Source organism: Acinetobacter junii (genome assembly GCF_018336855.1).
Lineage (GTDB): Bacteria > Pseudomonadota > Gammaproteobacteria > Pseudomonadales > Moraxellaceae > Acinetobacter > Acinetobacter junii.
The window spans coordinates 156,610-183,115 of sequence record NZ_CP059558.1 but is presented as its reverse complement, the minus strand read 5'-3'; the positions used below and the strand labels follow the sequence as shown (position 1 = coordinate 183,115).

The following is a 26,506-nucleotide window of genomic DNA, read 5'->3' as shown; positions in this document are numbered from 1 at the left end:
CTTTATTCACTACTGTTAAAGCTGGAAATTATTATGAAAAAACTCGGTTTAGCCACTGCTTTAGTATTAGCCATGACCGGTGCTCACGCTTACCAATTCGAAATACAAGGTCAGTCTGAAGCTCTAGATTCTAACGATGAAAACAGAGATTTTAATAATTACACTGTTGGCGGACAAGCAACTTACTACTTCAAAAATGTAGATGCTTCTAAAGGTCCTTTAGCTGAAGCAGCTTTTGTTAACCAAGCTTCTAACGTATCTCTAGGTTATAACTTTGCTAATCTTGACGAAGTTAAATCTCAAAACGTAGGTGTTAAAGCTGAAGCTTATGTACCAACTCCATATACACCAGCGTATGCAAGCTTAAGCTATAGCGCGACTGACAATGACGGTAAATATGGTCTTAATGATGACCGTGGTCAGCGTTGGGCTGTTGAATTTGGTTCGGTAATCGCTCCTAACTTCCTTGTTGCTGTAGGTTATACGAACGTTGTTGAACAAACATCTTTGGATACTTTCAAAATCTTAAATAAAGGTTTTGGTAAAGCAGTTGGTGAAACAGCGACTATCGCTGATGACCAAGATGCAATCACTGCTCGTACTAAATACGTTGGTGCTATCGATGGTACTCCAATGTCAATCGGTTTCGAAACAGGTATCGTTTATGGTGAAGACACTGCATACGAGTTAAAAACTGATTTGTATTTAAACTCTCAACTTAGCGCTGGCGTTTCTTACGCTGAATCTAGCTTTGCTGGTTCACCAGACTCAGCTTGGGGCGTGAACGTAAATTACTTCATCACTCCAGCGATCGCTGTTGGTGCAAGCTACTTAAATGCTAATGCTGTTGGTTCTGATGCAGATATGCAAACTGTTGGCTTAAACGCTAAAGTACGCTTCTAATGCAGTCATAGATGTTCTAATTAAGCATCTATGCATAAAAAACCCAGTTCATATGAACTGGGTTTTTTATTGTCTTTAAGCATTTGAATAACCGAATGAGTTATTCAACTTGTTAATTACATCTTTTTATCTTCGATATTTAATGCACTAATCGCAAGTACTGCCTGCGTACGGTTTTGTACGCCTAATTTGCGGAAAATTGCTGTCACATGCGCCTTAATCGTCGCCTCTGATACATCTAGCTCATAAGCAATTTGTTTATTCAACAAGCCTTCAGCAACCATCATCAACACACGAAACTGTTGTGGTGTGAGTGATTGTAAACGTTCTGCCAAAGCCGTTTCATCGGCAGCGCGAGGATCAAAACCTGAATGTGTTGGTAGATTTGGAGGTAACCAAATCTCACCTTCCAAAACATGTTTAATAGCTTCACCAATATGACTTGGATGAGATGATTTTGGAATATAACCCATCGCACCATGTGCAATCGCACGCTGAATGATGGAGGTTTCTTCATGTGCAGAAACAACAATGATAGGAATTGCAGGATATTGCGCTCTCACATATACCAACGCAGAAAAACCAGAGGCACCTGGTAGATTTAAATCCAACAAAACTAAATCTGGCTCTGCACCATGTTCTAAGCGTTCATAAAATTCATCAACATCCGCAGTTTCCTGAATTTGTGCCTGCGGAATGCTATAACGAACCGCTTGAATCAAAGCGTGTCTAAATAACGGATGGTCGTCTACAATTAAAATATTCATAAGCGCTTTACGCAATCTGCAAGTACGTCACTGTACGGTGTTTATTCAAATCTAATCTATCTTAGCCTATTTTTGAAATAAACTGTTGTAAGAGCATCAAAACTTATTTATTTCGCAAATATGAAAAATAAATCAGATAATGATATAACTCACACAACCTAGATCATTCCCAAACTACTATACCGAAATAGCGAATAGAAACAGAGCATTAAATTCATTTAATTTGCTTCAAAACGTGATTTTTCAACTTATATTTAAAACAGATAAGCTTGCAGCATTTCCTTATTTTACAGTCGACACGAGCTATAGATAAATAAATAGCAATTCCTTATTGCTGATTTAGGCGTTTATCCATGTCACATCAAAATAACCTTTCTACTCCCTTAAATATTGTTGCGGTCTCAGGTGGCTTAAATAGCCCATCAAAAACAGAAAGCTTGGTACAAGCAATTTTGGATGAACTTGCGGAGGCAACTCAGATCAATGTGCATTTTATTAAACTCAGTGAGATAGGTCCTTTATTAGGAGGTGCCATCTATCGAAATCAGTTACCACAACGTGTCCAAGATGATTTAGCTGCAGTTGAAGCTGCTGATGCATTGATCGTGGGAACACCTGTTTACCGTGCTTCATTTACAGGGTTGTTTAAACACTTTTTTGATTTCGTAGAGCAAACCGCTTTAGTTGATGTACCTGTTTTGTTGGCTGCATCAGGAGGAAGCGACCGCCATGCTTTGGTACTAGAACATCAATTACGCCCGTTATTTAGCTTTTTCCAAGCACAAACCTTACCTATCGGGGTTTATGCAACTGATCGTGACTTTACCCCAGAATATACTGTTAAAAGTGAACAATTGGCGGATCGAGTCACCTTGGCTGTAGCACGAGCCCTGCCTATTTTGGAATGGGCACCCGCCAAAGGCAAACGTGCCGAAGTTATCAAAGCAAAAACTGAACAGGCCAATCAGAATCTCGGCATTAATAAACAAATTGAACAAGCCGAAGTTCTCCCATCAGCTGCTGTCCCTGATTTAGATGCTGCGGAATCACGTTTACATCAGAAATCTAATAAAAATTTAACTCAGGTTGCATAAGTGACCTGAGGGAGGGAAATCTATGTCTTTGCAATCATCAGAAATTAAGTTTGCATATTGGGTTCCAAATGTAAGTGGTGGCTTAGTGGTCAGTACAATTGAACAACGTACTGACTGGAGCTATGACTACAACATTCGTTTGGCGCAAACAGCAGAAAAAAATGGTTTCGAATATGCACTCACTCAAATCCGTTTTACTGCGGGCTATGGTGCAGAAAATCAGCATGAATCGGTGAGCTTTAGTCACGCTTTGTTGGCAAAAACAGAGAAGCTCAAAGTGATTGCGGCGATTTTGCCAGGGCCGTGGAAACCAGCACTTGCAGCAAAGCAATTGGCAACGATTGATTATTTAACTCAAGGTCGTATTGCCATTAATGTGGTCAGTGGATGGTTCCGTGGAGAATTTGATGCAATCGGTGAACCTTGGCCTGAGCATGATGAACGATATATCCGTTCTGAAGAGTTTATTCGTACCCTTAAAGGCATTTGGACTACAGATAATTATAGTTTTGAAGGTAAATATTACCAATTTCAAAACTATACGCTAAAACCAAAGCCAGCACAGAAACCCTATATCGAAGTCTTTCAAGGTGGTAGTTCACGCGCCGCACGAGACATGGCAGCTCGTGTTTCTGATTGGTATTTTACCAATGGGAATAGCGTTGCAGAGATTAAGAAACAGATTGATGATGTCCGTGCCAAAGCAAAACTCGAAAATCGCCATGTGAAAATCGGAGTGAATGCTTTTATTATTGCACGTGATACGGAGCAAGAAGCTCAAGCCGTGCTGAATGAAATCATCGCTAAGGCAAATGTCGAAGCAGTCAATGCATTTGGTGATGCAACGCGTGAAGCAGGTGCAGCAGCACCAGAACAAGAAGGAAATTGGGCTAAATCAACCTTTGATGATCTCGTGCAATACAACGATGGTTTTAAAACTAACTTGATCGGTACACCACAGCAGATAGCTGAACGAATCGTGGATTTAAAAAACGTAGGCGTCGATCTCATCCTGTCAGGCTTTCTGCATTTCATTGAAGAGGTTGAGTATTTCGGTGAAAACGTTCTACCTTTGGTTCGACAAATCGAACAGCAGCAATTACAACACTTGCAAGTACCTGCCAAATCAGCTTGACACACTGTGATATAAGAAGAAAAAGAAAGAGTAAAAAACCTTTTCCTCAAGACTCGGCTTGGGGATTTTTATTTTAGTGAAGCTCTATTTCTCGCATCACAGTTTCAACTGAATAGCGACTCCACTGCGATAATTTCTCTATAAACTGATTTAATTGGGATGGATTAAAATGACTCACAATCATGTAGCAGCCATTTCCTAAGGTTTTAAAACATTCATCAATCTGCGGATATTGCTTGACCAGTTGCTCAATCTCTGTAAAAGCCTGTTGTTCATTTAAGAACAGTTGAATGAATTGTTTATATTCATAACCTATCGTGATGGTGTAATTCCTAATAATACCCGCATCCATCAGTTGTGCGATTCGAGCACCTACAGCTTGCCCTGTACGATGCACGTGTTGCCCGATCTGCTTATGAGTCAGACGTGAATCTTGTTTGAGTAACGCAATAATTTTTAAATCAATTGGATCAAGTTCAATATTCATTTTTCATTACGAAAGAAAATAGGATTCAAAGCTTTCATCAGACTATAGCTGATTTTTCATCATCTCCCTAAGCTTGTTTTATCTCCTATTGGGACATTTAAAATGAAACAAGCACTACTCATTATCGACGTTCAAAATGATTATTTTAAAGATGGCAAAATGGAATTAGTGAATCCAGAGCATGCTTTAGAAAAAATTAATCAATTAGAACATTACTTTAATCAAAACAATTTACCGATTATTTATGTTCAACATATCAACCCTGCATCTGCGGGCTTTTTCCTTGAAAATACGCTGGGTGTTGAATTACATCCTAAACTCTTACTTAGCAACTCATCACTCGTTGTACAAAAGCATTTTCCGAATAGTTTCTTGGAAACAAATCTTCAATCAGTGCTTCAAAAGCTTCAGATCGAACAACTGGTGATTACAGGCATGATGACGCATATGTGTATAGATTCAGGTACACGTGCCGCATGTGAGCTTGGCTATCAACCAATATTAATTGCCGATGCAACAGCAACTCGTGATCTAGAATATAAAGACTCCATCATCAAAGCATCGGATGTACAGTCAGCGTTTTTATCAGCTCTGAATGTTTTTGCAAAAGTACAAGATACCTCTGATTTCCTTAACAATCAGTAAGCAGGAAAATAAAAAAGAGCGTTCAGATGAACGCTCTTTCCAGATATTTTAAATTCAACGATTTGGATAAACCGTTGCAATCAGATTTTCCACCACTGCTGGCTCAGCCAATGTTGAAGTATCTCCTAAGCTATCTAACTCATTAGCCGCGATCTTACGCAAGATACGACGCATGATCTTACCTGAGCGTGTTTTGGGTAAAGCAGGCGCCCAATGCAAAGCATCTGGTGTCGCCACAGGACCAAGTACTTTACGTACCCAATCCACGAGCTCCTTACGAAGTTCTTCAGATTCTGCAACATCAGCCTGCAAAGTGACAAAAGTACAAATTCCTTGTCCTTTAATATCATGTGGCATACCAACGACCGCCGCTTCAGCGACTGCCTCATGCGCAACTAGCGCACTTTCAATTTCTGCTGTTCCCAAACGGTGTCCTGAAACATTCAGCACATCATCTACACGTCCAGTAATCCAGTAATAGCCATCAGCATCACGGCGTGCACCATCTCCTGTGAAATAGCAGTTTTTAAAAGTTGAGAAATAAGCTTCGATAAAACGCTGCGGGTCACCCCAAATCGTACGCATTTGACCTGGCCAAGAATCTTTAATCACAAGATTCCCTTCTGCTGCACCCTCTAACTCTTTGCCTTCACCATCAACTAAAGCAGGTTGCACACCAAACAATGGACGTGTAGCAGAGCCTGGTTTGAGTGCAGTTGCACCTGGTAATGGTGAAATTAGAATACCACCTGTTTCAGTTTGCCACCATGTATCGACAATTGGGCAACGACCTTCACCGACTACTTCGTGATACCAGTTCCATGCTTCAGGGTTAATTGGTTCACCCACCGAACCAAGCAAACGTAAACTGCTGCGATCACTTTCACGGACATAGGCATCACCTTCACGCATCATCGCGCGAATCGCAGTTGGTGCAGTATATAAAATGGTAACGTTATGTTTATCAATTACATGCCCGATACGTGCCCATGTTGGGTATTGAGGAATTCCTTCAAACATTACTGTGGTGGTTGCATTGCTTAATGGACCATACAACAAATAGCTATGTCCTGTAATCCAACCCACATCAGCAGTACACCAGTACACATCATCTTCTTTTAGATCAAAGACTTCTCTAAATGTGGTGTTCACATAAACTAAATAACCACCCGTGGTATGTAATACCCCTTTTGGTTTGCCTGTAGAACCTGAGGTATAGAGAATGAATAGAGGATCTTCCGCTTTCATCGGTTCAGGTGGGCAATGCTCATCCACTTCCATGATGGCAAGGTGGTACCAAACGTCACGATCATCATTGAATTGAATTGGGTTTCCAGTACGATGAACCACGATTACATGTTCAACACTTTCTGTCCCTTTGATTTGCAAAGCAGCATCTACATTCTCTTTCAATGGAATAAGCTTGCCACCGCGCATGCCAGCATCTGCAGTAATCACTAATTTTGCTTGGCTATCTTCAATACGACTCGCCAATGAGTCGGGTGAGAAACCACCAAACACTACACAATGGACTGCCCCAATACGTGCACAAGCCAACATCGCAATTGCTGCTTCAGGCACCATTGGCATATATAAAACGACACGATCACCCTTCACGATGCCCTGCTTTTTCAATACATTAGCGAAGCGGCATACTTCGTCATGTAACTCAGCAAAAGAAATAATTTTATGACGTGATGGATGATCACCTTCCCAAATAATGGCAGGCTTTAAAGGGTTGGTTTTTAGATGGCGATCCAAACAGTTTGCGGAGACGTTCAACTCCCCATCTGCAAACCATTCGATCTTGAAATTGTCCTGTTGAAAACTAGTATTTTTCACTTGGGTAAAAGGCTTGATCCAATCGACCTTTTTCGCTTCTTCAGCCCAGAATGCATCTGGCTGCTCGATAGAGTACTGATAACGTTTGAAATAGTCTGTTTCCGAGATTTTTGCCGTTTCTTTAAATTTCTCTGGCACTGGGTAGATTTCTTTCATAGCTCACTTCCTTGGTTTTTTATTTCATACCTTAGATATACTCATCTAGCATTGGTATGTTTTGTTTTCTCTTGCAGTATGGTCACCATTAACAAGAGCAAACAATTCGGCTTTGGTCGTAGGACTGTTATTGTTTTACAACCAATTTTATTTCAAAAATTTACTCAAAATAATTTAAAATTTAACAGCTTGTCTATGCTTTTTCTTTTTAAAATAAGTGAATATTTTGATCATTATGCATAGATTTAAAGATTAAATAATCAAAAAAATAGGTATCTGTAATGTTTGACTCTTCATCCACTGGTCGTAATGCTTTAGTAAAAGATAATCCACTGTCACCTAAAGGACGTTTTAATCGTCTAAGTTATTTGGGTTGGTATGGGTTACTGACCATCGTTTATCTCGCCACCTTCATTTGTATTATTGTCTTTGCAGGTCAATTGAGCATCAACAGTGTCAATGTAAATGATCCTATCATGCCTGCATTTTCAGGCATTGCGGTACTCGCACTAGTGATTTCATGGTTTCTCGCTTTTTATTTTCAAATCGTTTTTCTTATTCGACGTTTACATGATTTGAATAAAACAGGTTGGTTAAGCTTGTTATTACTGGTGCCATTTATCCAATTAGTTTTCACTCTCTATGTATTACTTGCAGCAGGAACACCTCACCGAAACGATTATGGGGATGTTCGCCCATCAAGAACTTGGGAAAAATTACTCGCTTGGATCATGATTCTCCTCAGTCTATTTATGATTTTCGGCATGTTTATTTTTGCTTATTATTTCGCAAGTCCTGATTTTTGGGATGCGCCGACACAGATGATTCAAAACACAACCGAATATTTCTAAATCGACATCAATCGCTACTGTTAACGAATTTTTCATGCGTGCTGACGATAAATTTATTATGATTGCGTTCCTCATCACACCCAACTTTGCGAAATAGAGATTTTCTTGTGGCAAATGAACAACCGACATTGACTGATGTCGCAAAAGATACTGGCGAATTGATTCACCAAGCAGGTGCCAAAACAACGCAAACTGTATTGGCACACACTGAAAAATATCAAGATGCATATACGACCATCGATAAGATCATGGACAGTTTCTGGGAACGTGTTCCTTATATTTGTATTGCCTTGGTCGTTTTTATCATTTTCTGGTTACTGACCAAACTATTTAAATTGTTTATTCGTAAAACCTTGGAAAATCGAACTTACACGCGTCAAAATTTGGTGTTGGTATTAAACCGTGTCGGAAGTACCTTTATTATTTTCTTTGGTTTTCTAATCGCACTTGTGATCGCAATTCCAGGTTTTACACCGAGTCAATTGATTGGTGCTCTTGGAATTGGTTCGGTAGCAATTGGTTTTGCCTTTAAAGATATTTTCCAAAACTTACTGTCAGGAATCTTAATCTTGCTCAGTGAACCTTTCCGTATCGGTGACGATATCGTAGTCAATGGTTTGGAAGGAAATGTTGAAGATATCCAAATTCGTGCAACATTTTTACGCTCTCCCGATGGTCGTCGCATCGTGATTCCAAACGCGACGGTATATACCAGCGCTGTTATTGTGAACAGTGCGTATCAACGTCGCCGCTGCGAGTTTGTTGTAGGAATTGGGTATGAAGATGACATGCAAAAGGCTAAGAAAATTATTCTGGATATCCTGAATAATAATATGACTGTACTCAGTCAGCCTGCTTTTTCTGTAAATGTCACTGCTTTGGCGGATTTCTCAATTAATTTAACCGTGCGTTGGTGGGTCAACACCACCGAGACATCGACCTCTGCATCGATCAGTGAAATTCAAGAATTGGTTGTTACGGCTTTTGATGAGAAAGGGATTTCGATTCCTTACCCTGTGCAAGAAGTCAAAGTCTATCGCGGTGATCAATCAGATAACACCGAAAATTTAGACAAACAAACGACCTAAGATATTCGATACCGCTGTTTCAGTTCGCAAAATTCGGTTGCCTAGACTCATTGCTTGGCAACCATTTTTTTTGAGTAACTCAATTTCGTACGGTATAAACCCACCCTCTGGCCCTACAATTAAATTACAGCCATGAGCTATCGCATGGGGCATCGATTGTTCTGCATAAGGATGTGCGACATAAGCAGGTCTTTGCTCTGAGATCAAAGTCGGTAAGACATCTTCAACAAAAGGTTTAAACCGTTTGTAGAGTTGAATTTCAGGAACAATCGTATCGCCAGCTTGCTCTAAGCCGAGTGTCACATAATCATCGAGCTGTTGCAGAAAAGGACTTTGCCAATAACTTTTATCAACCCGATAGCTATGAATCAAACTTATGCGCTCCACACCCAGCGTCACCGCATCCATAATCATCCGTCGCAACACTTTGGGGCGAGGTAAGGCTAAGATCAAATGCACAGGGAGTTTATTCGACACACTTTCTGTTTGAATGGGTCTTAGCATAATCTGCTGTGCTGTAATACTCTGCACCTCAGTGAGATAACGCTGACCATCACGAACGCCTACCTTTAAAGTATCTCCAGCCTTTAATTGAAGATGTTGATTCAAGTGCTTGATTTGACGTTGATCCTCGATTGACCAAATATCACTTGAGCAATCTTGGTTAGCGTTCAGTAAAACGATATTCATGAAGCAGTTCGTTGCGCTAAATAATGGTCAATTAATTGAATATGTTTTTGCAATGAGCCTTTATTGCGTTGTAACACCAATTCAGCTTGATGAATCAATCGCTGGCTTTGCTCTGGATGATTTAGGCAACTCATCAGATTTTGTATAACTAGTTCAGCATTTTCAGCAACAAAGATCCCTTGTTCCGTCACAAACTCATCGACAATCGTTTGAAAATTAAAATAGCGAGGGCCAATCACAGTGGGTACATCTAAAACCATTGGTTCTAAGATATTGTGCCCACCTCCTGGCTCATTGAGTGAACCACCAACAAAACATGCCTGACTTAATGCATACCATAACCACATCTCACCCATACTATCTGCAAGATATACCTGTGTATCCGCTGTAATCTCTTGTTTAAGACTACGCCGCTGCGTATTTAAATTCAGGGTTTGGCAGATCTTATGTACCTCATCAAAACGCTCTGGATGACGTGGTACAACGATACACAACAAATGAGGGTTTGAATTTAAATGTGGCTGTAACTGTTTAAGTAACTGTTCTTCTTCAGGTGCATGTGTGCTGGCTAAAGTAATTATTTGGCGTTTCTCTAACTGCCATTCCTGTTTTAACTGTTCAGCTTGCTCAATAAAGGAGGTTGGAGCACTAATATCAAATTTAATATTTCCAACAACCTGACTTTTGGCTTTCTCTAATCCTAAATCCACATAGCGTTGCTGTGTCGCTTGATCTTGCGCCAACATCCAGGTTAATTGTTGCAACATGGCTTGGGTAAGTCGACTCACCTTGGCATAGCCTTTGGCGGATTTTTCGGAAAGACGTGCATTAAGCAAAATACATGGAATCTGTTGCTGTTTCGCTTGGGCAATTAAATTTGGCCAAATCTCAGTTTCAACTAAAGCGAGTAGCTTCGGCTGATACAAATCAAAAAATTGCTTGAGTAATGGTTTTTGATCAACAGGCAAATATACAGCTTGAAATAACGCTAAGTAGGGTGCTTTAAGAAAAAGTGATTTGGCACGGGCTTGTCCCGTTTTTGTGGTATTGGTCACTAAGACAGGATGACCTAATTTTAAATAATGCTCGATAAGAGGTTGTGCAGCATTGGTTTCACCTACAGAAACCACATGGAACCAGATCGTATGCAGGTTTTTTGGCGTTTGAAATGGTCCAAAACGCTCAAGGCATTCTTGTTGAAAGAGCTCTTCGCTTTCAGCACGTTGTTTTATTTTCCAGCGGTATAAAGGCTTGAGACAAGCCAATAAAATGTTATACCAAAATGGTGTTTGTTGTGCTGCGATTTCCTGCGCCATCCTAGACCATATATTTCGATTTGATTTCAGCACATTATGCGGAATTTCAAAAAAAAACTCATGCCATTTTGGTAAATGACATGAGTAATTCTAAAAACAACTTAAGCTTCGAGTTGTTCAAAAACAGGATAATCCGTATAACCTTCGGCACTCGGACCATACAAGGTATCGAATTGAACCTGATTAAGCGGTAGATCATTTTCCAAACGCTCGAATAAATCAGGATTTGCGATATATGCTAAACCAAATGCAACTGCATCCGCTTGTTCAGTCGCTAAAATACGTTTGGCTGAATCTGGCGTTAATTTTTCGTTGGCAATCCAAGCACCTTTGAATTTAGGACGCAACTTTGGTTGTAAACTATCTTCAGCTTCATACTCGCGAGTAAAGATAAACGCAACATTACGCTGATCCAATTGCTCAACGACATAACCAAAAGTTGCTAATGGATTATCATCACCCATATCATGAGAATCAGCACGTGGCGCTAAATGTACACCGACACGACCTGCACCCCATACTTCAATAAATGCATCAACGACTTGCAACAACAAACGTGCACGGTTCTCAATTGAACCACCGTATTCATCTTCACGAGTATTGGTTTTACTTTGCAAGAATTGATCGATTAGATATCCATTGGCAGCATGCAGCTCAACACCATCAAAACCTGCAGCCTTTGCAAGTTCAGCAGCGTGTTTATACTCAGCTACAATTTCTTGAATTTCTTCGTGCGATAAAGCTCTAGGTGTCACAAACGGGCGTTTCGGACGAAGTAAACTCACTTCCCCTGCTGGCTGGATTGCACTTGGTGCGACAGGTGTATCACCATCCAATAAGTCTGGATGTGAAATACGTCCTACATGCCATAACTGAACGACAATTTTTGAACCTTGCGCATGCACGGCTTTTACGATTTTATTCCAAGCTTGCGCTTGTTCTTGTGACCATAAACCTGGGGTATTGGCATAACCTACCGCTTTCGGGCTAATCACAGTCGCTTCAGTAATAATCAGACCTGCATTAGCACGTTGTTGGTAATATTCAACCATCAGATCATTTGGGATACGTTGTTCACCGCTACGTGCTCTTGTTAACGGTGCTAAAACCAAACGGTTCTTGATTGTAAAGTCACCGACTTGCAATGCAGAATTTAACTCAGCCATAATCGCCTCAACTTACACTTGTTACTTTAAAGTGTTTGTTTTAAATGTTCGATGTATTGCTGAATCAAAGCTTCATTACGCGTAAAATATGACCATTGCCCATATTTCTCAACCTTAATCAAACCTGCTTGCTGTAATACAGACAGATGATTTGACATGGTCGATTGAGCAACCTTTCCTAAACGTTCGATGTGTCCTGCACATACGCCGCGTTCAAAACTGCCACCACATTCTTGTACAGGTAAAAATTGCTCAGGCTCTTTTAGCCATTGCAAAATCTGTCGACGCAACGGATTGGCTAAGGCTTTGCTTATAACATCAATATCCATAGACTCACCACGTTTCTCAACAGGCAAAGCTTTGTTCAGCATCTCAACCCAGTATATCGAATTTTATAAATATTAATATCTATTTTTTTCGATATTAATATCATATTTTTTCGATTAAGGGTCGAGAGCTGAACGAGATTGCCGTTTTTATTGGATAAAACTTACAGACCTTGTTTTAAACTCGCTTCAATAAACTTGTCTAAATCCCCATCAAGCACTGCTTTTGTATTGGAGTTTTCGACACCTGTGCGCAAGTCTTTAATACGTGAGTCATCAAGTACATAAGAGCGAATCTGACTTCCCCAGCCAATATCCGATTTAGAATCTTCGAGCGCCTGAGCTGCTTCGTTGCGCTTGCTCATTTCTAACTCATAGAGTTTGGCACGTAGTTGTTTCCACGCATGGTCACGGTTGGCATGTTGTGAACGTTGGTTCTGACATGCAACCACAATACCTGTTGGCGCGTGAGTCAGACGAACAGCTGAGTCAGTTTTGTTAATATGCTGACCACCCGCGCCTGATGCACGATAGGTATCCGTACGGACATCTGATGGATTGATATCAATTTCGATATTGTCATCAATCTCTGGTGAAACGAATACGGCAGAGAATGAAGTGTGACGGTTATTATTACTATCGAATGGAGATTTACGAACTAAACGGTGTACACCACTTTCTGTACGTAACCAACCATAAGCAAATTCACCATCAACTCGAATCGTCGCTGATTTAATACCCGCCACGTCACCATCAGAAACTTCCATCAGTTCTGCTTTGAAACCATGACGCTCGATCCAACGCATATACATACGTAATAACATCGAAGCCCAGTCTTGTGCCTCTGTACCACCCGAACCAGATTGGATTTCAAGGAAGCATGGGTTTGGATCCATCGGATTACTAAACATACGACGGAATTCGAGGTTCCCAAGAGCTTGTTCAGCGCTATCCAATTCTGCTTGCACATCTTCAAGTAAGCTTTCATCATCGGCTTCAACAGCCAGATCAAGCATCGCTTTTGCATCATCTAGCTGTTCTGCAAGACGATCAAATACACCTAAAGTATTTTCTAAACTGCCCTTTTCTTTTGCAATTGCTTGCGCACGACTTTGGTCATTCCAAATCGCAGGGTCTTCTAATTCTCTTAAAACTTCTTCTAAACGCTCTGCTTTTAGATCGTAGTCAAAGATACCCCCGTAGTGTTTGGCTACGATCAGATAAATCTTTCAATTGGATTAAATACGGATTGATTTCCACGCGTCTGTTCTCACAAATTTTCACCTAACCTAATATTTTAACATAAGTGCTTTATGCGACACAGCCATAACCTTTTAAAGTGTTTTTCTTATAGATTTACTACTTTTTTATCAGAAATACTGAAACAAAATAATCGTACTTTGAAACATCTAGCGACAAGATTGTCGCTTAAATACACGAAAATTACCTAAACACACAATCTCTCCTAAGTTTTAATAAATCAAAACATTATTAAATATTAAATATAAATCAATATCTTATATTTTAAATTTTACACAAAAATTACATTCGTACAGTTTGATTACTTTCCTTTGATTGACCCGCTAAAGTTTTTAACTAGACTGAGAGTTGTAACAAAACATGTAATTAACATTCAATTGGTTCATTATCTCAAAGGGGAGTAGCCATGAAAAAATTAGCAATTGCATCAGCACTTTTATCTGCTTTGGCAGTAACAGGTACTGCACATGCGTATCAAGCTGAAGTCGGTGGTTCATATACTTATACAGATTGGGATCAGTTCGATAGTACACATAGTTTTGGTGTAGATGGGACTTATTACTTTAATCCAGTCCAAACACGTAATGCACCCCTTGCTGAAGCAGCGTTCTTGAACCGCTCTAGTAATGTAAATGCAAAAGTGAATTATGCCGACAATGACGGTGTGAAGAACTCACAATACGGTGTTGGTGTTGAATACTTCGTTCCGAACAGTGACTTTTACTTAAGCGGTAATTTAGGTCGTGACGAACTTGAAGTAGACAACCTGCCAATCGATCAAAAAGTAACAACTTATAGTGCTGAGGTAGGTTATTTACCAGCACCAGGTTTATTACTTGCACTTGGTGTTAAAGGATACGATGAGAAAGATGGTAAAGATGGCGCTGACCCAACAGTTCGTGCTAAATACGTCACTCAGGTTGGAGCGAATGACGTTAACCTAGAAGCTTATGGTGCATTTGGTGATTTAGACGAGTACGGTGTTAAAGGTGACTTCTATCTCGACAAAACCTTAAGTGTCGGTGCAGATTATTACAACAATGACCTCACAAAACGTGATGAATGGGGTATTTCTGCGAAGAAATTCCTAAATCAACAAGTAAGTTTAGAAGGTCGTGTTGGTTTTGGTGATGACTACAATACCTATGGTATCCGTGGTGCATATCGCTTCTAAATAAGAAAGTGACTAAACATCACTTCATACGAAAATACAAAAGCCCTGCTCTTTAAGATCAGGGCTTTTTTTAATTTCTTAGATAAAAGTACATAGAAAAAGAATTAAGTCTCAAACCAATGGGCCGAAAAAAATATCAATAAAATTTTACTGTTCATTTAAGCATTATTGACGTGTTTTCAAATATCACTACACTACATCGCGCAATAACTTATTAATAGCACGTATTATTTTAACAAGGGGTCAGGTTTTTATGAAAAAATTAAGTCTTATTACTGCACTATTAACATCTTGCATCGGTGTAAATGCAAATGCATACCAAACTCAGCTCATGGGTGCTTATGAATATACATATATTAAAGACAGCGAAATGGATAGCCATCGCGTTAACACCGCAAGTGTAAACGGTAAATATTATTTTAACCCAGTTCAAACACGTAATGCTCCACTAGCGGAAGCGGCATTCTTAGATAAAACATCAAACATTGGCTTAGGTTATACCTATGCAGAAGAATCAGGTATTTATTCTTTTGTGAATTTTGGCGGAATACCGCAAATAAACGTAGATTTCAAACAAGAGTTCAACTCTATCGGTCTTAATGGTGAATTTTATATTCCCAACACGCAATTCTATATCTCAGGAAGTCTGCATAGAACCGACATAGAAGCGATTGCAAAGAGCTATAACGAGTCTTACAAATTTGCGAGTGATGATGGCAATGGTTATTCGGCTGAACTAGGCTTTCTTCCAACACATGGGATGCTACTTGCCGTAGGTGTCGCAGATTTATCGAAAAGTTTTGATCCTATTCAAGCTGCTCAATATGGCTTTATCACAACTTATTCAAATGCAGTCGCTATCACAGGCGAAGAAGATGAAGACACCGCGATTACGCTTCGTGCTAAGTATGTTTCACCTATTGCAGGTTATTACACCAATTTTGAAGCTCAGAGCTATATAGGTGATGAGACAACATATCGTTTAGCTGCTGATCTCTATCTAGACCCAACACTCAGTGTCGGAATTGCATTTGCAGATTCAACCGCTGAAGATGCAGATACCATTTTCAGCATTCGTGCGCAAAAATTCTTTACCCCAACATTTGCTGTGGGTATTGGTTATACAGGGATCGACGGCGCGAACTCGTATGGAATTAACGGCACATTCCGCTACTAATCTTTCTAAAAACCGCTCAAGTTTGAGCGGTTTTTTATTGTTTTAAATGCACAACCTGTAATTGTAGACTGACATTTCCATTAAAAACATTACGCTCCAAGGTATAGACCAAATCAACAAAACCCTGCATTGGATTAAACTCAAAACGGTCAACCGCATTAAATGCAATTGCATCAATCGACTGTGTACCAAGTGAAAGTTTTAACTTGAGATGCTGATCTTTCAACCAGCGATAATCAATGACTTTGAATGTTCCTTGAAATTGTGGAAATGGAAATTTTTGTCCCCATGGCCCCATTTGTTCAATCCAATCCACTGTAGATAGATCTAAAGCGTTCTCAGGCAACTCACCATCTGTCCAAATCGTTGCATGAAACAATTCAGCATCCATTTCAGCAATTGTCTGAATAAATAGCTGTTTGAACTCATTAAAATGTGCTTTTTTGAGCGTCAAACCCGCTGCCGCTGCATGCCCACCAAAATGGGTCACAAGATGCGGATATTGCTCTGCGACATGTTCAATCATATCGCGGATATGAATCCCATCAATAGAACGTGCAGATCCCTTAATATGAATACCATCTTCATCGGGAGCAAAAACTAAACTCGGACGATGAAACTGCTCCTTTAAACGTCCAGCGACAATCCCAATTACACCTTGATGCCACTGTTCGTCATACATCACAATAGCGGGCGGAATTTGATCTGTTTCAAGTTGAACGTTTTGCAAAGCAATTAATGCTTGTTGCTTCATTTCAGTTTCAACTTGGCGTCGCTCAACATTTAACTGATTGAGTTGCTGTGCCAGTGGATAAGCTGTTGCCATATCCTCCGCGAGTAAGCATTCGATCCCAATTCTCATACTTTCCATACGACCAGCAGCATTGATTCTCGGTCCTAAGACGAAACCCAAATCTTGTGCTCGCAAAGTTGAAGCCTCTCGACCTGCGACGTCAAGTAGCGCGAGAATACCTGCCCGACATTGGTTTTGCTGAATACGTTTTAGACCTGCATCAATCAAAATACGATTGTTATAATCCAAACTTGCAACATCTGCATAAGTACCTAAAGCAACCAAATCTAAGTATTGAGCCACTTTGCTAGTACTTTTATTTTGCTGACTACGGTGACTTGCCAATTTTGCTAAGACATAGAAAGCAACACCAACTCCCGCCAGTGACTTACTCGAAAAGTCACAATTCAACTGATTAGGATTAACCACAGCTTCCGCACTAGGTGTTGGCTTAGTGGTCAGGTGATGATCTGTAATGATCACCTGCATCCCAAGTGCTTGAGCGACCTCAACACCTGCATGGCTTGAAATGCCATTATCAACGGTAATCAATAAATCTGGGCGATAAGTCTGGGCTGCTAACTCTGCAATCTTAGGTGTTAAACCATAACCATATTTAAATCGATCAGGAACAAGATACTCAACTTTTGCTCCCATCTCTCGAAGTACGAGAACCATCAAAGCCGTACTGGTTGCACCATCAGCATCATAATCTCCCACAATCACGATTTGTAATTGATGGTCAATTGCTTGATCAATGATTTCTACAGCTCGATCCAAATCTTTTAGATTGGGTGCAAGCAGATGTTTAAGCTTCAGTTCTAACTCTTGCTCTGAGGCAACACCACGTCGTGCCAAAATCTCGGCAATAAACGTTGGCACGCCCTGAAACTGTTCAGGGCGTGTGAGTAATGGTCTTTCTAAAATTTGAATTTTTGTCATTTATGGCATCAAACGTTGAACTACCCAAACCTGATCAGTTCTTTCATAACTCAAACGATCATGTAAACGATTTGGTCGACCTTGCCAAAACTCATAATAATCTGCTTCTAAACGATAACCGCCCCAAAATACAGGTTTAGCAAGCTCTTCTTGATCGCCCACTTGCTGCTGCAAGTCCTCAAAACGAGACTGTAATGCTTCACGATCAGCAATCACACCACTTTGAGGTGTACTGATATGTGCTGCAATCTGACTGTCACGTGGGCGTTTATGGTAATAGTCGGTTGACTCCTGTTCAGAAATCTTAGTCACCTTTCCACTAATCCGCACTTGTCGTTCCAAACTCGGCCAATAAAACAATAACTCAGCGTATGGATTTTCCGCGAGATCCAAACCTTTTTGACTATCGTAATTGGTGTAGAAATCGTATCCGTTTTCAGTCGCTCCACGGAGTAAAACCGTACGAACATGTGGTCGACCTAGTCGATTAGCTGTTGCTAACGACATTGCATACGGTTCATGCAAATTTGCAGCTAAGGCATGATTAAACCAGTTTAAAAATTGAAGATGAGGATCATGACTGATTTGAGACTCATGCAACTCACCTTGCTCATAGCTTAAACGTAGTTCACTCAAATCTTTAATAACATCGTTCATTCTTGTCACCTTTTAAGCAGCTTGTGCTTGAGCTCGGACCGCTTCTGCTAAGTGATTTGCCAAGGCTTCAACTTCTTCCAATTGATCACCTTCCACCATGACACGAATCACAGGCTCTGTACCTGATTTACGAATCAAAATACGTCCACGACCTTCAAGTTGTTTTTCGGCTTTATCAAATTCAGCGACTAAGGCTGGGATAGAATATGGGTCGAGCATTTGCTGCAAACGAACATTCACCAACACTTGAGGGAATAAAACAAAATCTTCAACCAATTCATGCAAAGCTTTACTTTGCTCTACCATGACAGTGAGCACTTGCAATGCAGCAATAATGGCATCGCCTGTCGTACTCTTATCAAGGGTCAAGATATGACCAGATGGCTCACCACCAATCACCCAATTATTTTCTTCAAGTGCCTGTAATACATAACGGTCACCGACTTTAGCTCGTACAAAATTGACATTTGCTTTTGCTAAAGCCAACTCAAGTGCCATATTACTCATCACTGTACCCACAATACCTGCAGGTTTATGACTTGCTTGAGTCGCCAGAATATACAGGATATGGTCACCATCAACCAATTGACCGTGTTTATCAACCATCACGACACGATCTGCATCACCATCAAAAGCAATACCTAGATCTGCTTGTTGCTCTACAACGGCTTTCTGCAATAGTTCAGGATGCGTTGAGCCACAGTTTTCATTGATGTTTAAACCATCTGGCTCATTAAATAATGGAATCACCTTCGCACCCAACTCACGGAATACAGAAGGTCCAACGCTGTAGGCTGCACCATTTGCACAATCGACAACAATTTTTAGATTTCGTAAGTCGAAATGATATGGGAAAGTTGATTTACAGAACTCGATATAACGACCATTGGCATCTTTGACACGAACGCTTTTACCTAAATTAGCCGTATCTTCAATGATCAAATCTTTTTCTAATTCTTGATTGATTTCTTCTTGCAAAGAATCTGGTAACTTTTTGCCCTCACTTGAAAAGAATTTAATTCCATTATCAAAATAAGGATTATGTGAAGCAGAGATCACAATACCCGCATGGGCATGGAGTGCACGTGTTAAATGCGCAATCGCAGGTGTAGGCAATGGACCTAGTAAGTGAACATACACTCCTGCTGCATTCAAACCTGCTTGCAAAGCGGCTTCCAAAATATAGCCCGATAATCGCGTATCTTTCCCCAATACAACAATCGGTTTATTTTTGGGACTGTTTCGTTTCAACACCTTGCCCGCAGCAAAACCTAATTTTAATGCAAACTCAGGAGTAATGGGCATTTGTCCAAACTTGCCACGAATTCCATCAGTTCCAAAATAGCTCATCTTCTACTCACTTTCTTATCTTTTATATGACCTTTGGTCATAGCTTTTTTACCCGTTTCACTTTACACCAAAACGAAAAAACCGTCAGCGAACTGACGGTTTTTCTATCGGTAAAATTACGAAAAATCAACCAACACGATAGTTCGGCGCTTCTTTTGTAATCGTAACGTCATGCACATGTGATTCAGACATACCTGCTGAAGTAATTTTCACAAATTTTGCATTTTGGCGAAGATCTTCAATTATAGATGAACCTGTATAACCCATAGAAGAACGTAAACCGCCCATCATTTGGTGTACGATGTTACCCATAGGACCTTTATAAGGAACACGACCTTCAATACCTTCTGGTACTAATTTTTCTGCACCCGCTTTAGAGTCTTGGAAATAACGGTCAGCAGAGCCAGTTGCTCCAGCCATTGCACCCAATGAACCCATACCGCGATAAGCTTTGTAGTAACGACCTTGGAAGAATTCAACCTCACCAGGTGCTTCTTCAGTACCCGCAAGTAGTGAACCAACCATAATTGTGCTTGCGCCTGCACCAATTGCTTTTGCCATATCGCCAGAGAAACGAATACCACCATCCGCAATTAATGGAATTTGGTCTTTCAATGCACTTGCAACACTGTCAATTGCAGAGATCTGCGGCATACCAATACCAGCAACGATACGTGTTGTACAGATCGAACCTGGACCAATACCAACTTTAACAGCATCAGCACCCGCATCAAGTAACGCCAATGCAGCATCACCTGTTGCAATATTTCCACCAATCACTTGAACTTGTGGATAGTTTGCTTTAACCCAACGTACACGCTCAATCACACCAGCTGAGTGACCATGTGCAGTATCAACGACGATCGCATCAACACCCGCATCAACTAAAGCTTCAACACGGCTAGGTGTTTCAGCACCTGTACCAACTGCTGCACCAACGCGTAAACGACCAAGGTCATCTTTACAACTGTTTGGATAGCTTTCCGCTTTACGGAAGTCAGTCACCGTAATTAAGCCTTTGAGTTCATTGTTTTCGCCAACAGCTAAGACTTTTTCAATACGGTGCTTTTGCAACAAAGCTTGGATATTTTCTTTCGACTCACCTTCACGAACAGTCACTAGACGGTCTTGACCCGTCATGATGTTGCTCACTGGTTGTTCAAGATTGGTTTCAAAACGAGTATCACGACCTGTGACGATACCCACAACTTTGCCATCTTTTACAACAGGTACACCGCTAATATTATTGGCTTGAGTAATTGCAATAAGTTCACGAACTGTCGTTTCAGGAGTTACTGTGATTGGGTCTTTCACCATTCCAGCTTCGAATTTTTTTACACGGCGTACTTCCGCAGCTTGTGCGGCAATATCCATGTTTTTATGCAAAATACCGATACCGCCATTTTGCGCCATCGCAATCGCCATACGTGATTCAGTCACGGTATCCATTGCAGCAGAAACAAGAGGGATATTAAGTTGAATTCCGCGAGTTAAACGTGTCTTTAAGGAGACATCTTTTGGGAGAACAGTTGAGTAGGCAGGAAGTAATAAGACATCATCGAAGGTTAACGCTTCTTGAACGATGGTCAGCATAACAATCTCACTGGTAAATTCCGTGAGCTATTATAAACAAATTTCAGGGTGATTTTCATTTTCTATGATGAAAATTATTTGAGAAAAGCAGTTGATCGATATATCAACTGCTTCAAAAACTCAATTTAAGCTATCGCAATCAACAGACTTGATCATAATCTTCATTATTTTCTGAGTCTTGTTGTTCAATATCTATCAATGGAATCAGATTGTATTTCAGCCGTGCTTTATTACATTGTTCATCCGCAATTTTCACTTCTTTACAAGTTGTGCTTCGAGCATGATATATCGAACAACTCACACGCGTTCCAACCTCACCTTCAAGAGCAATGCATTTAGGCTGTGATTGGTTGGTTCCCTTCATACAAGAATAAATAGCTGTGAGTGGCTCAACCATTGTTTCAGGGATATATTCAGCTTCAGCCCAATAAAATGAAACTCGGTAATTCGCGCAGCATGCACCACAAGTCATGCATGCATCTGGCGTTGCAATTTGAGACAACATTTTTTTAAAATTCTCGTTATCAAAACCAATTCCTTTGCAACGAGAATCCTAAAAAAAGTCATTCTGAAAAACAATATTGCCTATAATTTTTTTATGCAATCATGCGTCGATTTTGCTAAATCACCTACATCCAAATTAGGTTGTTGGGCAGCTAAATACGTATTCGTTCATCAGATCAACACCGCATTCAAGTGTTTCAATCCAATCAAGAAATTGATTGATCATTGCTTTACCGACAAATGCCGTACCATGCTGTGGAACGATCATATCAATATCCATTTGACGAACCATATTGACCCATAAACGTATCACTTTGTTGGAACACATATAGCGTTGGTGAAAGCCTTTCATTTTTTTAATATGCGCTTCAAAGTCAACAATCGGCAGACTGGCATCTTCAACAATTGATGCGCCCATATCACCTGAGAAAAGAATCTTTGCAGTTGGGTCATAAAACTGAAAATTCCCGACGGAATGTAAGAAATGCGCAGGAACTGCAATAATCGCCGACTTTCCTAAAGGAATAACTTGACCTGTATCAGGGAGTTCAATCAAACGCTCTTCCCAATTACCTTTCATTCGATCACTCATAAAAGCAGAATTGAGATGGGGTAAGAAACGTGCCCATAGCTTAGATGCAACGACTTTAGCATCGGTATAGACCAACCAACGTGGCATCGAAGTGATAATGTCAGGATCTTGATGCGAAGCCATCACATAATCTAGATTCTTCAATTTGGTATAGCGATTAAGCTCCATCGTGAGCGGGACATAAGTCAAATCACCACCTGGATCTAAGACGGCTGCACGATCATGATCAATAATTAAAAACTGGTTGGCTTGAATTCCCTCACCTTTTACCAAACTGGTAAAACTAATACATTTATGCTGACCATTATCGAATAATATCTGTGATGTTGTCCTTTCAAAGCTCATAGCAACCCCAAAAAAAAATCTTTAAATATGAATTATTTTAATTCCATAATAAAATAATGGGATTAAGTTCATGTTTCAATCGAATGTTGGATATTTATCGTAATTTTTAAAAAATTCTTTTTCGATTTATTTATTGGATTTAGCACGCCCAAGCTATAAAATATAATAATTCTCATTAGCATCTTTATTGATCTACCCTTTCTTGGAACTTTCTATGCTCTTTACGCGCCCCACTTTACTTGCAACCTTTATTTTGAGCCATATAACAAGCGCTGCTTATGCAACTGAAGATCAAAGCAATATCCTTCCAACAATTTCCATCAAAGCTCAACAAGATAAAAACAATGATTATGTGGCGACACAAGCAACATCCACTTTGAAATCAAATGCCCCATTATTTAAAACAGCACAGTCTGTTACGGTGATTACCCAAGAACAATTACAACAAAAACAAGCTCAAACTTTGGCTGAAGCCCTAAATGGTGTTGCAGGGGTCGTCTCAGGGCAACTCGGAAGACGGGGTTGGGATGATTTTATTATTCGTGGGCAAACTTCGTCTGATCAGGTCTTTATTGATGGGTTACGTCAAGGTCAAAGTACCTTTGTTGCTACTGAAGTTTCAGGTATGGATCAAGTTCAAATTTTAAAAGGACCTGCATCGGTTAACTTTGGTTTAGTTCAACCCGGTGGCATGGTGAACATGGTCACCAAACGCCCACAAGCCGAGAGCTTTTACCGCAGCGCTTTCACCTACGGCTCTCATCAACTCAAGCAAGCAACATTCGATATCAACTACAGTCCAAATGAAAGTGAGAAAGGTGCTTTTCGCTTAAATGGTCGCATCTCTGATCAAAATGATCCGACTGACTTTGTTTATTTTAAAAACTACTATATCTCACCTTCTTATAATTTTGATTTAGGCGATAAAACCGATTTATCAGTAATTGCCAGCTATCAACATCGTGAATATCTACGACAACAAGGTTTACCAGTCTTAGGTACATTATTAAATAATCCAAATGGCACATTGAATTCCAAACTATTGATTAGTGAACCATCACATGGCGCTTATGAGGCCGATGTCTATCGTGTAGGTTATAATTTCGTGCATCGTTTTGAAAATGACTGGCAATTTAAACAAAACTTTGCAGTACAAAAAACAGAAATGCTTGGACTCGCAGTATTTGCTGCAACAGGTAAAAACTTTTGGGCAAAAAATGAAGAAGGTAAAATTGATTACACCACGATCCAACGACAAGGGCGTTATCAAGATGTCGATAACTTAAATTTTTCTATCGATAATCAGCTGCAAAAAACATTAAATTTCGGCAATACCTCACACGAAATCACAGTGGGAGTTGATGCCATACAAGAAAAAAGTGATTACATCAATAATCGTTGTACAGTGGGTAATTTGAATCTCTATAAACCTGAATACAATACCAAGGTGACTTGCCCAGATATACCGACCAACCATGATATCAATCGCCTCCGATATACAGGATTATATCTTCGTGATCGAATCGAATTGAATGATCAGCTGGTTTTGAATCTCGCGGGGCGACATGACTGGACTGAAACAACCACTCAAAATTTAGTTAAAAATACCGAAACAACCCAATCTGAGAATGCATTTACAGGTAATGCCTCTTTGCTTTACAGCATCAATGAAATCGCTGCACCTTATGTGAGTTATGCAACCTCATTCTTACCTGTAAGTGGTACGGATTTCTATGACAATGCCTTTAAACCCGAGAAAGGCAAGCAAATTGAAGTAGGTCTAAAACTACAAAGTCCAGATCAACGCATTCAAGGCAGTATCGCTTGGTTTAATTTACGTCGCCAAAATGTTTCCGTGACTGATCCAATCAACACAGGTTTTAAAGTACAACGTGGCGAACAGCTGACACGTGGAATCGAAACGGAGCTTGCAGCTCATTTATTTGATCAACTCAAAATTACTGCTGCTTATACCTACACGCCGGATGCAGAAATAAGTAAAGATACTCAGGCTGAGAATATCGGATTGACGATAGATAATGTTCCAGAGCACAGTTATAGCTTGTCTACACGCTATCGTTTTGAACCTAGTTCAAATTTAGGTTGGTATGTAGGCGCTGGCGTTCGCGGTGAAAGTAAAAAAAGTGTCAATGGTTTAACGGTCGATCTTCCAAGCTATACCTTGTTTGATACTGAGGCAGGTTATGATGCCGAACACTGGGGTGCTCAACTGGCAATCCGCAATATGTTTGATAAAGATTATTATGCTGGTGCGCTCAACGAGAACTTGGTTACTTTAGGCAATCCACGCCAAATTAATTTTACAGTGAAGTTTAATTATTAATTTTCTCTCGACATAAAAAATGCACCTGCTCAACAACAGGTGCATGTTTGAATAAGATTAAGCAAAATAATAATGCTGAACTAAGGTTGAAATACCTACCACCAAGAAAATCGCTGCACCGATTTTATGGATTAAAGAGATTGGTAATTTATCAGCCAACTTATTACCAATAAATACTGCTGGGGCATTTGCAAGCATCATCCCAACAGTGGTACCACACATGACCCAAAATACGCTGTCAAAACGTGCAGCTAATGCAACAGTTGCAATTTGGGTTTTATCACCGATTTCGGCCAAGAAAAATAGAATAAAGGTCGCGCCAAATACTCCAAATCTCTGCCATTTATTGATGCTTTCTGTTTCATCACCAAGTTCATCAGGGATCAACATCCAGATCGCCATCCCGATAAAACCAAGTGCAAGTATCCAAATCAAAATTTCAGGACTGAGAACTGTAGTAATCCATTGACCAAAAACAGCAGAAATACCGTGGTTAATCGTGGTTGCTAATAAAATTGCGATGAGGATTGGAACAGGTTTTCGGAAACGTGCTGCTAACAATAAAGCGAGCAATTGTGTCTTATCACCCATTTCAGCAAGGGCAACGATCGAAGTAGAGATGAGAAATTCATACATAATTGAATGCTCTGGCTAGCAATATATACCGATGATCTACCCCTCCTGCTAGCCAAAATCAATTAGATTGATGCAGAGTGATAAATCAAAGGTCTTGCCAACAAAAGCACAGCTAAATAGCTGTTCTTGGTTCTTTGCTATGATGACCATGTTCTGTTGAACAATTATGTTGATCATCACCTCTTTACTTTGCGTAAAGAGCGGCTACTCCCCAATGAAGTGTATTTATTCTATCAAAGAACTTTATTGTTTTGAATCTTTAAGTCCAAAATTTTTGGTAACTCCACATTAACAATCGAACCAGACCTAATAGCAGAGCTAAATAAACACTTATACCAAGAAAACCAAAACCACCCCAGCCACTGCTCGTATTTAAATTTTGTGCCTGATATTCCATCGCCATCACAATGGTTGCGACTAATAATTCAATCCCCATCACAATATAAAGCACCCACTCTGATGGAAAATGCAGAAAGCTCACCCATAATCCCATAAGCACAGAAACTACCAGCAATAATGGCAACATGACTCTATAAATCGCAAACATTTCTCCACCTCAAATTCAGTGCTTGATTCCCTCATTGCTCATTTTCAAATTGATAGCAAATAAAGTAGCTTTTTTCTATATTCAATAAAAAGAAAACCCCGCCTGAGCGAGGTATTCTTAAATCAA

Annotated in this window: 25 protein-coding genes and 1 riboswitch; of the genes, 9 read left to right on the top strand and 16 right to left on the bottom strand. The window is 40.0% G+C overall.

Features of this window, described 5'->3' with window-relative positions; translation table 11 throughout:
• Window positions 1–33 precede the first annotated feature (33 nt).
• Window positions 34–903 (top strand): porin Omp33-36, encoded by an 870-nt coding sequence (omp33-36, locus tag H2677_RS00855; RefSeq protein WP_004951365.1) that lies wholly within the window; start codon window positions 34–36, stop codon window positions 901–903.
• A 116-nt stretch (window positions 904–1,019) separates the two neighbouring features.
• Here the strand turns inward: omp33-36 and H2677_RS00850 are convergent, their stop codons facing one another.
• Window positions 1,020–1,670, bottom strand: coding sequence for a response regulator (locus H2677_RS00850; protein ID WP_004909861.1), 651 nt, complete (start codon window positions 1,668–1,670; stop codon window positions 1,020–1,022).
• A 353-nt stretch (window positions 1,671–2,023) separates the two neighbouring features.
• Here H2677_RS00850 and msuE point away from each other — a divergent pair, with 353 nt between their 5' ends.
• Together msuE and sfnG are read left to right on the top strand one after the other, a co-directional pair.
• A complete protein-coding gene (msuE, locus tag H2677_RS00845; RefSeq protein ID WP_004909862.1) occupies window positions 2,024–2,764 on the top strand; it encodes an FMN reductase in 741 nt (246 codons plus the stop codon).
• A 22-nt stretch (window positions 2,765–2,786) separates the two neighbouring features.
• A complete protein-coding gene (sfnG, locus tag H2677_RS00840; RefSeq protein ID WP_004964898.1) occupies window positions 2,787–3,899 on the top strand; it encodes a dimethylsulfone monooxygenase SfnG in 1,113 nt (370 codons plus the stop codon).
• Window positions 3,900–3,972: 73 nt separating this feature from the next.
• Here the strand turns inward: sfnG and H2677_RS00835 are convergent, their stop codons facing one another.
• Entirely contained in the window at window positions 3,973–4,386 is a 414-nt protein-coding gene (locus H2677_RS00835; RefSeq protein ID WP_212638957.1) for an Lrp/AsnC family transcriptional regulator, read from the bottom strand.
• A gap of 102 nt (window positions 4,387–4,488) precedes the next feature.
• Between H2677_RS00835 and H2677_RS00830 the strand changes: the two genes are divergently transcribed.
• Entirely contained in the window at window positions 4,489–5,031 is a 543-nt protein-coding gene (locus H2677_RS00830) for a cysteine hydrolase family protein (RefSeq protein WP_212638956.1), read from the top strand.
• 54 nt (window positions 5,032–5,085) lie between these two features.
• Here H2677_RS00830 and acs read toward each other — a convergent pair whose 3' ends face one another.
• Window positions 5,086–7,029, bottom strand: coding sequence for an acetate--CoA ligase (gene acs, locus H2677_RS00825; RefSeq protein WP_212638955.1), 1,944 nt, complete (start codon window positions 7,027–7,029; stop codon window positions 5,086–5,088).
• 281 nt (window positions 7,030–7,310) lie between these two features.
• Between acs and H2677_RS00820 the strand changes: the two genes are divergently transcribed.
• Both H2677_RS00820 and H2677_RS00815 read left to right on the top strand, forming a co-directional pair.
• On the top strand, window positions 7,311–7,880 hold the full coding sequence (locus H2677_RS00820) for a DUF805 domain-containing protein (protein ID WP_004964904.1): 570 nt from the start codon (window positions 7,311–7,313) through the stop codon (window positions 7,878–7,880).
• 107 nt (window positions 7,881–7,987) lie between these two features.
• On the top strand, window positions 7,988–8,968 hold the full coding sequence (locus tag H2677_RS00815) for a mechanosensitive ion channel family protein (RefSeq protein WP_004909876.1): 981 nt from the start codon (window positions 7,988–7,990) through the stop codon (window positions 8,966–8,968).
• On the opposite strand, the gene H2677_RS00810 is transcribed toward H2677_RS00815, so the two are convergent.
• The 5 genes from H2677_RS00810 to prfB form a co-directional block, all read right to left on the bottom strand.
• Window positions 8,948–9,658 (bottom strand): 16S rRNA (uracil(1498)-N(3))-methyltransferase, encoded by a 711-nt coding sequence (locus H2677_RS00810; RefSeq protein ID WP_212638954.1) that lies wholly within the window; start codon window positions 9,656–9,658, stop codon window positions 8,948–8,950. The two genes, H2677_RS00815 and H2677_RS00810, sit on opposite strands and share 21 nt — an antisense overlap.
• A complete protein-coding gene (locus H2677_RS00805) occupies window positions 9,655–10,974 on the bottom strand; it encodes a 3-deoxy-D-manno-octulosonic acid transferase (RefSeq protein WP_212638953.1) in 1,320 nt (439 codons plus the stop codon). Before H2677_RS00805 ends, H2677_RS00810 begins: the two co-directional genes overlap by 4 nt.
• 101 nt (window positions 10,975–11,075) lie before the next feature.
• The gene (locus tag H2677_RS00800; RefSeq protein ID WP_005403395.1) at window positions 11,076–12,140 is read right to left on the bottom strand and encodes an alkene reductase; all 1,065 of its coding nucleotides are present in this window, start codon (window positions 12,138–12,140) and stop codon (window positions 11,076–11,078) included.
• A 26-nt stretch (window positions 12,141–12,166) separates the two neighbouring features.
• Entirely contained in the window at window positions 12,167–12,469 is a 303-nt protein-coding gene (locus tag H2677_RS00795) for an ArsR/SmtB family transcription factor (RefSeq protein ID WP_005403396.1), read from the bottom strand.
• A gap of 161 nt (window positions 12,470–12,630) precedes the next feature.
• Window positions 12,631–13,726, bottom strand: a protein-coding gene (gene prfB / locus H2677_RS00790) for a peptide chain release factor 2 (protein WP_099947891.1) whose coding sequence is annotated in 2 segments (ribosomal slippage) — window positions 12,631–13,653 and window positions 13,655–13,726 — 1,095 coding nt in all. Because the reading frame shifts where the segments join, the coding sequence is not laid out codon by codon here.
• A 406-nt stretch (window positions 13,727–14,132) separates the two neighbouring features.
• Here prfB and H2677_RS00785 point away from each other — a divergent pair.
• Both H2677_RS00785 and H2677_RS00780 read left to right on the top strand, forming a co-directional pair.
• Window positions 14,133–14,900: a putative porin gene (locus H2677_RS00785; protein WP_004951331.1), complete on the top strand. Its 768-nt coding sequence runs from the start codon at window positions 14,133–14,135 to the stop codon at window positions 14,898–14,900.
• A gap of 253 nt (window positions 14,901–15,153) precedes the next feature.
• Window positions 15,154–16,077, top strand: a complete 924-nt coding sequence (locus H2677_RS00780; RefSeq protein WP_212638952.1) for a putative porin — start codon at window positions 15,154–15,156, stop codon at window positions 16,075–16,077.
• A gap of 34 nt (window positions 16,078–16,111) precedes the next feature.
• On the opposite strand, the gene recJ is transcribed toward H2677_RS00780, so the two are convergent.
• The 6 genes from recJ to H2677_RS00750 all read right to left on the bottom strand — a co-directional run bounded on the left by recJ (window position 16,112) and on the right by H2677_RS00750 (window position 22,853).
• The gene (recJ, locus tag H2677_RS00775) at window positions 16,112–17,812 is read right to left on the bottom strand and encodes a single-stranded-DNA-specific exonuclease RecJ (RefSeq protein WP_212638951.1); all 1,701 of its coding nucleotides are present in this window, start codon (window positions 17,810–17,812) and stop codon (window positions 16,112–16,114) included.
• Entirely contained in the window at window positions 17,813–18,469 is a 657-nt protein-coding gene (gene pdxH, locus H2677_RS00770; protein WP_004909891.1) for a pyridoxamine 5'-phosphate oxidase, read from the bottom strand. It lies immediately after the preceding gene.
• Window positions 18,470–18,481: 12 nt separating this feature from the next.
• Window positions 18,482–19,819 (bottom strand): phosphoglucosamine mutase, encoded by a 1,338-nt coding sequence (gene glmM / locus H2677_RS00765; protein ID WP_004951321.1) that lies wholly within the window; start codon window positions 19,817–19,819, stop codon window positions 18,482–18,484.
• 126 nt (window positions 19,820–19,945) lie between these two features.
• The gene (gene guaB, locus H2677_RS00760) at window positions 19,946–21,412 is read right to left on the bottom strand and encodes an IMP dehydrogenase (protein ID WP_212638950.1); all 1,467 of its coding nucleotides are present in this window, start codon (window positions 21,410–21,412) and stop codon (window positions 19,946–19,948) included.
• A gap of 139 nt (window positions 21,413–21,551) precedes the next feature.
• Entirely contained in the window at window positions 21,552–21,917 is a 366-nt protein-coding gene (locus tag H2677_RS00755) for a YkgJ family cysteine cluster protein (protein ID WP_004909895.1), read from the bottom strand.
• Between the two features lie 135 nt (window positions 21,918–22,052).
• Window positions 22,053–22,853 (bottom strand): oxygen-binding di-iron domain-containing protein, encoded by an 801-nt coding sequence (locus H2677_RS00750; RefSeq protein WP_212638949.1) that lies wholly within the window; start codon window positions 22,851–22,853, stop codon window positions 22,053–22,055.
• A gap of 214 nt (window positions 22,854–23,067) precedes the next feature.
• Here H2677_RS00750 and H2677_RS00745 point away from each other — a divergent pair, with 214 nt between their 5' ends.
• Complete coding sequence (locus H2677_RS00745; protein WP_212638948.1) at window positions 23,068–25,197, top strand: TonB-dependent siderophore receptor; 2,130 nt, start codon at window positions 23,068–23,070, stop codon at window positions 25,195–25,197.
• Window positions 25,198–25,254: 57 nt separating this feature from the next.
• Here the strand turns inward: H2677_RS00745 and H2677_RS00740 are convergent, their stop codons facing one another.
• A complete protein-coding gene (locus H2677_RS00740; RefSeq protein ID WP_004951316.1) occupies window positions 25,255–25,833 on the bottom strand; it encodes a TMEM165/GDT1 family protein in 579 nt (192 codons plus the stop codon).
• An 83-nt stretch (window positions 25,834–25,916) separates the two neighbouring features.
• Window positions 25,917–26,058: riboswitch (yybP-ykoY riboswitch) on the bottom strand.
• A gap of 34 nt (window positions 26,059–26,092) precedes the next feature.
• A complete protein-coding gene (locus tag H2677_RS00735) occupies window positions 26,093–26,380 on the bottom strand; it encodes a hypothetical protein (protein WP_087539940.1) in 288 nt (95 codons plus the stop codon).
• Between the last annotated feature and the right edge of the window lie 126 nt (window positions 26,381–26,506).

Bases quoted from the DNA above. Each gene is read 5' to 3' on its own strand.
- omp33-36 (WP_004951365.1), top strand. From the start codon at position 34: ATGAAAAAACTCGGTTTAGCCACTGCTTTAGTATTAGCCATGACCGGT.
- H2677_RS00850 (WP_004909861.1), bottom strand. From the start codon at position 1,670: ATGAATATTTTAATTGTAGACGACCATCCGTTATTTAGACACGCTTTG.
- msuE (WP_004909862.1), top strand. From the start codon at position 2,024: ATGTCACATCAAAATAACCTTTCTACTCCCTTAAATATTGTTGCGGTC.
- sfnG (WP_004964898.1), top strand. From the start codon at position 2,787: ATGTCTTTGCAATCATCAGAAATTAAGTTTGCATATTGGGTTCCAAAT.
- H2677_RS00835 (WP_212638957.1), bottom strand. From the start codon at position 4,386: ATGAATATTGAACTTGATCCAATTGATTTAAAAATTATTGCGTTACTC.
- H2677_RS00830 (WP_212638956.1), top strand. From the start codon at position 4,489: ATGAAACAAGCACTACTCATTATCGACGTTCAAAATGATTATTTTAAA.
- acs (WP_212638955.1), bottom strand. From the start codon at position 7,029: ATGAAAGAAATCTACCCAGTGCCAGAGAAATTTAAAGAAACGGCAAAA.
- H2677_RS00820 (WP_004964904.1), top strand. From the start codon at position 7,311: ATGTTTGACTCTTCATCCACTGGTCGTAATGCTTTAGTAAAAGATAAT.
- H2677_RS00810 (WP_212638954.1), bottom strand. From the start codon at position 9,658: ATGAATATCGTTTTACTGAACGCTAACCAAGATTGCTCAAGTGATATT.
- H2677_RS00805 (WP_212638953.1), bottom strand. From the start codon at position 10,974: ATGGCGCAGGAAATCGCAGCACAACAAACACCATTTTGGTATAACATT.
- H2677_RS00800 (WP_005403395.1), bottom strand. From the start codon at position 12,140: ATGGCTGAGTTAAATTCTGCATTGCAAGTCGGTGACTTTACAATCAAG.
- H2677_RS00795 (WP_005403396.1), bottom strand. From the start codon at position 12,469: ATGGATATTGATGTTATAAGCAAAGCCTTAGCCAATCCGTTGCGTCGA.
- H2677_RS00785 (WP_004951331.1), top strand. From the start codon at position 14,133: ATGAAAAAATTAGCAATTGCATCAGCACTTTTATCTGCTTTGGCAGTA.
- H2677_RS00780 (WP_212638952.1), top strand. From the start codon at position 15,154: ATGAAAAAATTAAGTCTTATTACTGCACTATTAACATCTTGCATCGGT.
- recJ (WP_212638951.1), bottom strand. From the start codon at position 17,812: ATGACAAAAATTCAAATTTTAGAAAGACCATTACTCACACGCCCTGAA.
- pdxH (WP_004909891.1), bottom strand. From the start codon at position 18,469: ATGAACGATGTTATTAAAGATTTGAGTGAACTACGTTTAAGCTATGAG.
- glmM (WP_004951321.1), bottom strand. From the start codon at position 19,819: ATGAGCTATTTTGGAACTGATGGAATTCGTGGCAAGTTTGGACAAATG.
- guaB (WP_212638950.1), bottom strand. From the start codon at position 21,412: ATGCTGACCATCGTTCAAGAAGCGTTAACCTTCGATGATGTCTTATTA.
- H2677_RS00755 (WP_004909895.1), bottom strand. From the start codon at position 21,917: ATGTTGTCTCAAATTGCAACGCCAGATGCATGCATGACTTGTGGTGCA.
- H2677_RS00750 (WP_212638949.1), bottom strand. From the start codon at position 22,853: ATGAGCTTTGAAAGGACAACATCACAGATATTATTCGATAATGGTCAG.
- H2677_RS00745 (WP_212638948.1), top strand. From the start codon at position 23,068: ATGCTCTTTACGCGCCCCACTTTACTTGCAACCTTTATTTTGAGCCAT.
- H2677_RS00740 (WP_004951316.1), bottom strand. From the start codon at position 25,833: ATGTATGAATTTCTCATCTCTACTTCGATCGTTGCCCTTGCTGAAATG.
- H2677_RS00735 (WP_087539940.1), bottom strand. From the start codon at position 26,380: ATGTTTGCGATTTATAGAGTCATGTTGCCATTATTGCTGGTAGTTTCT.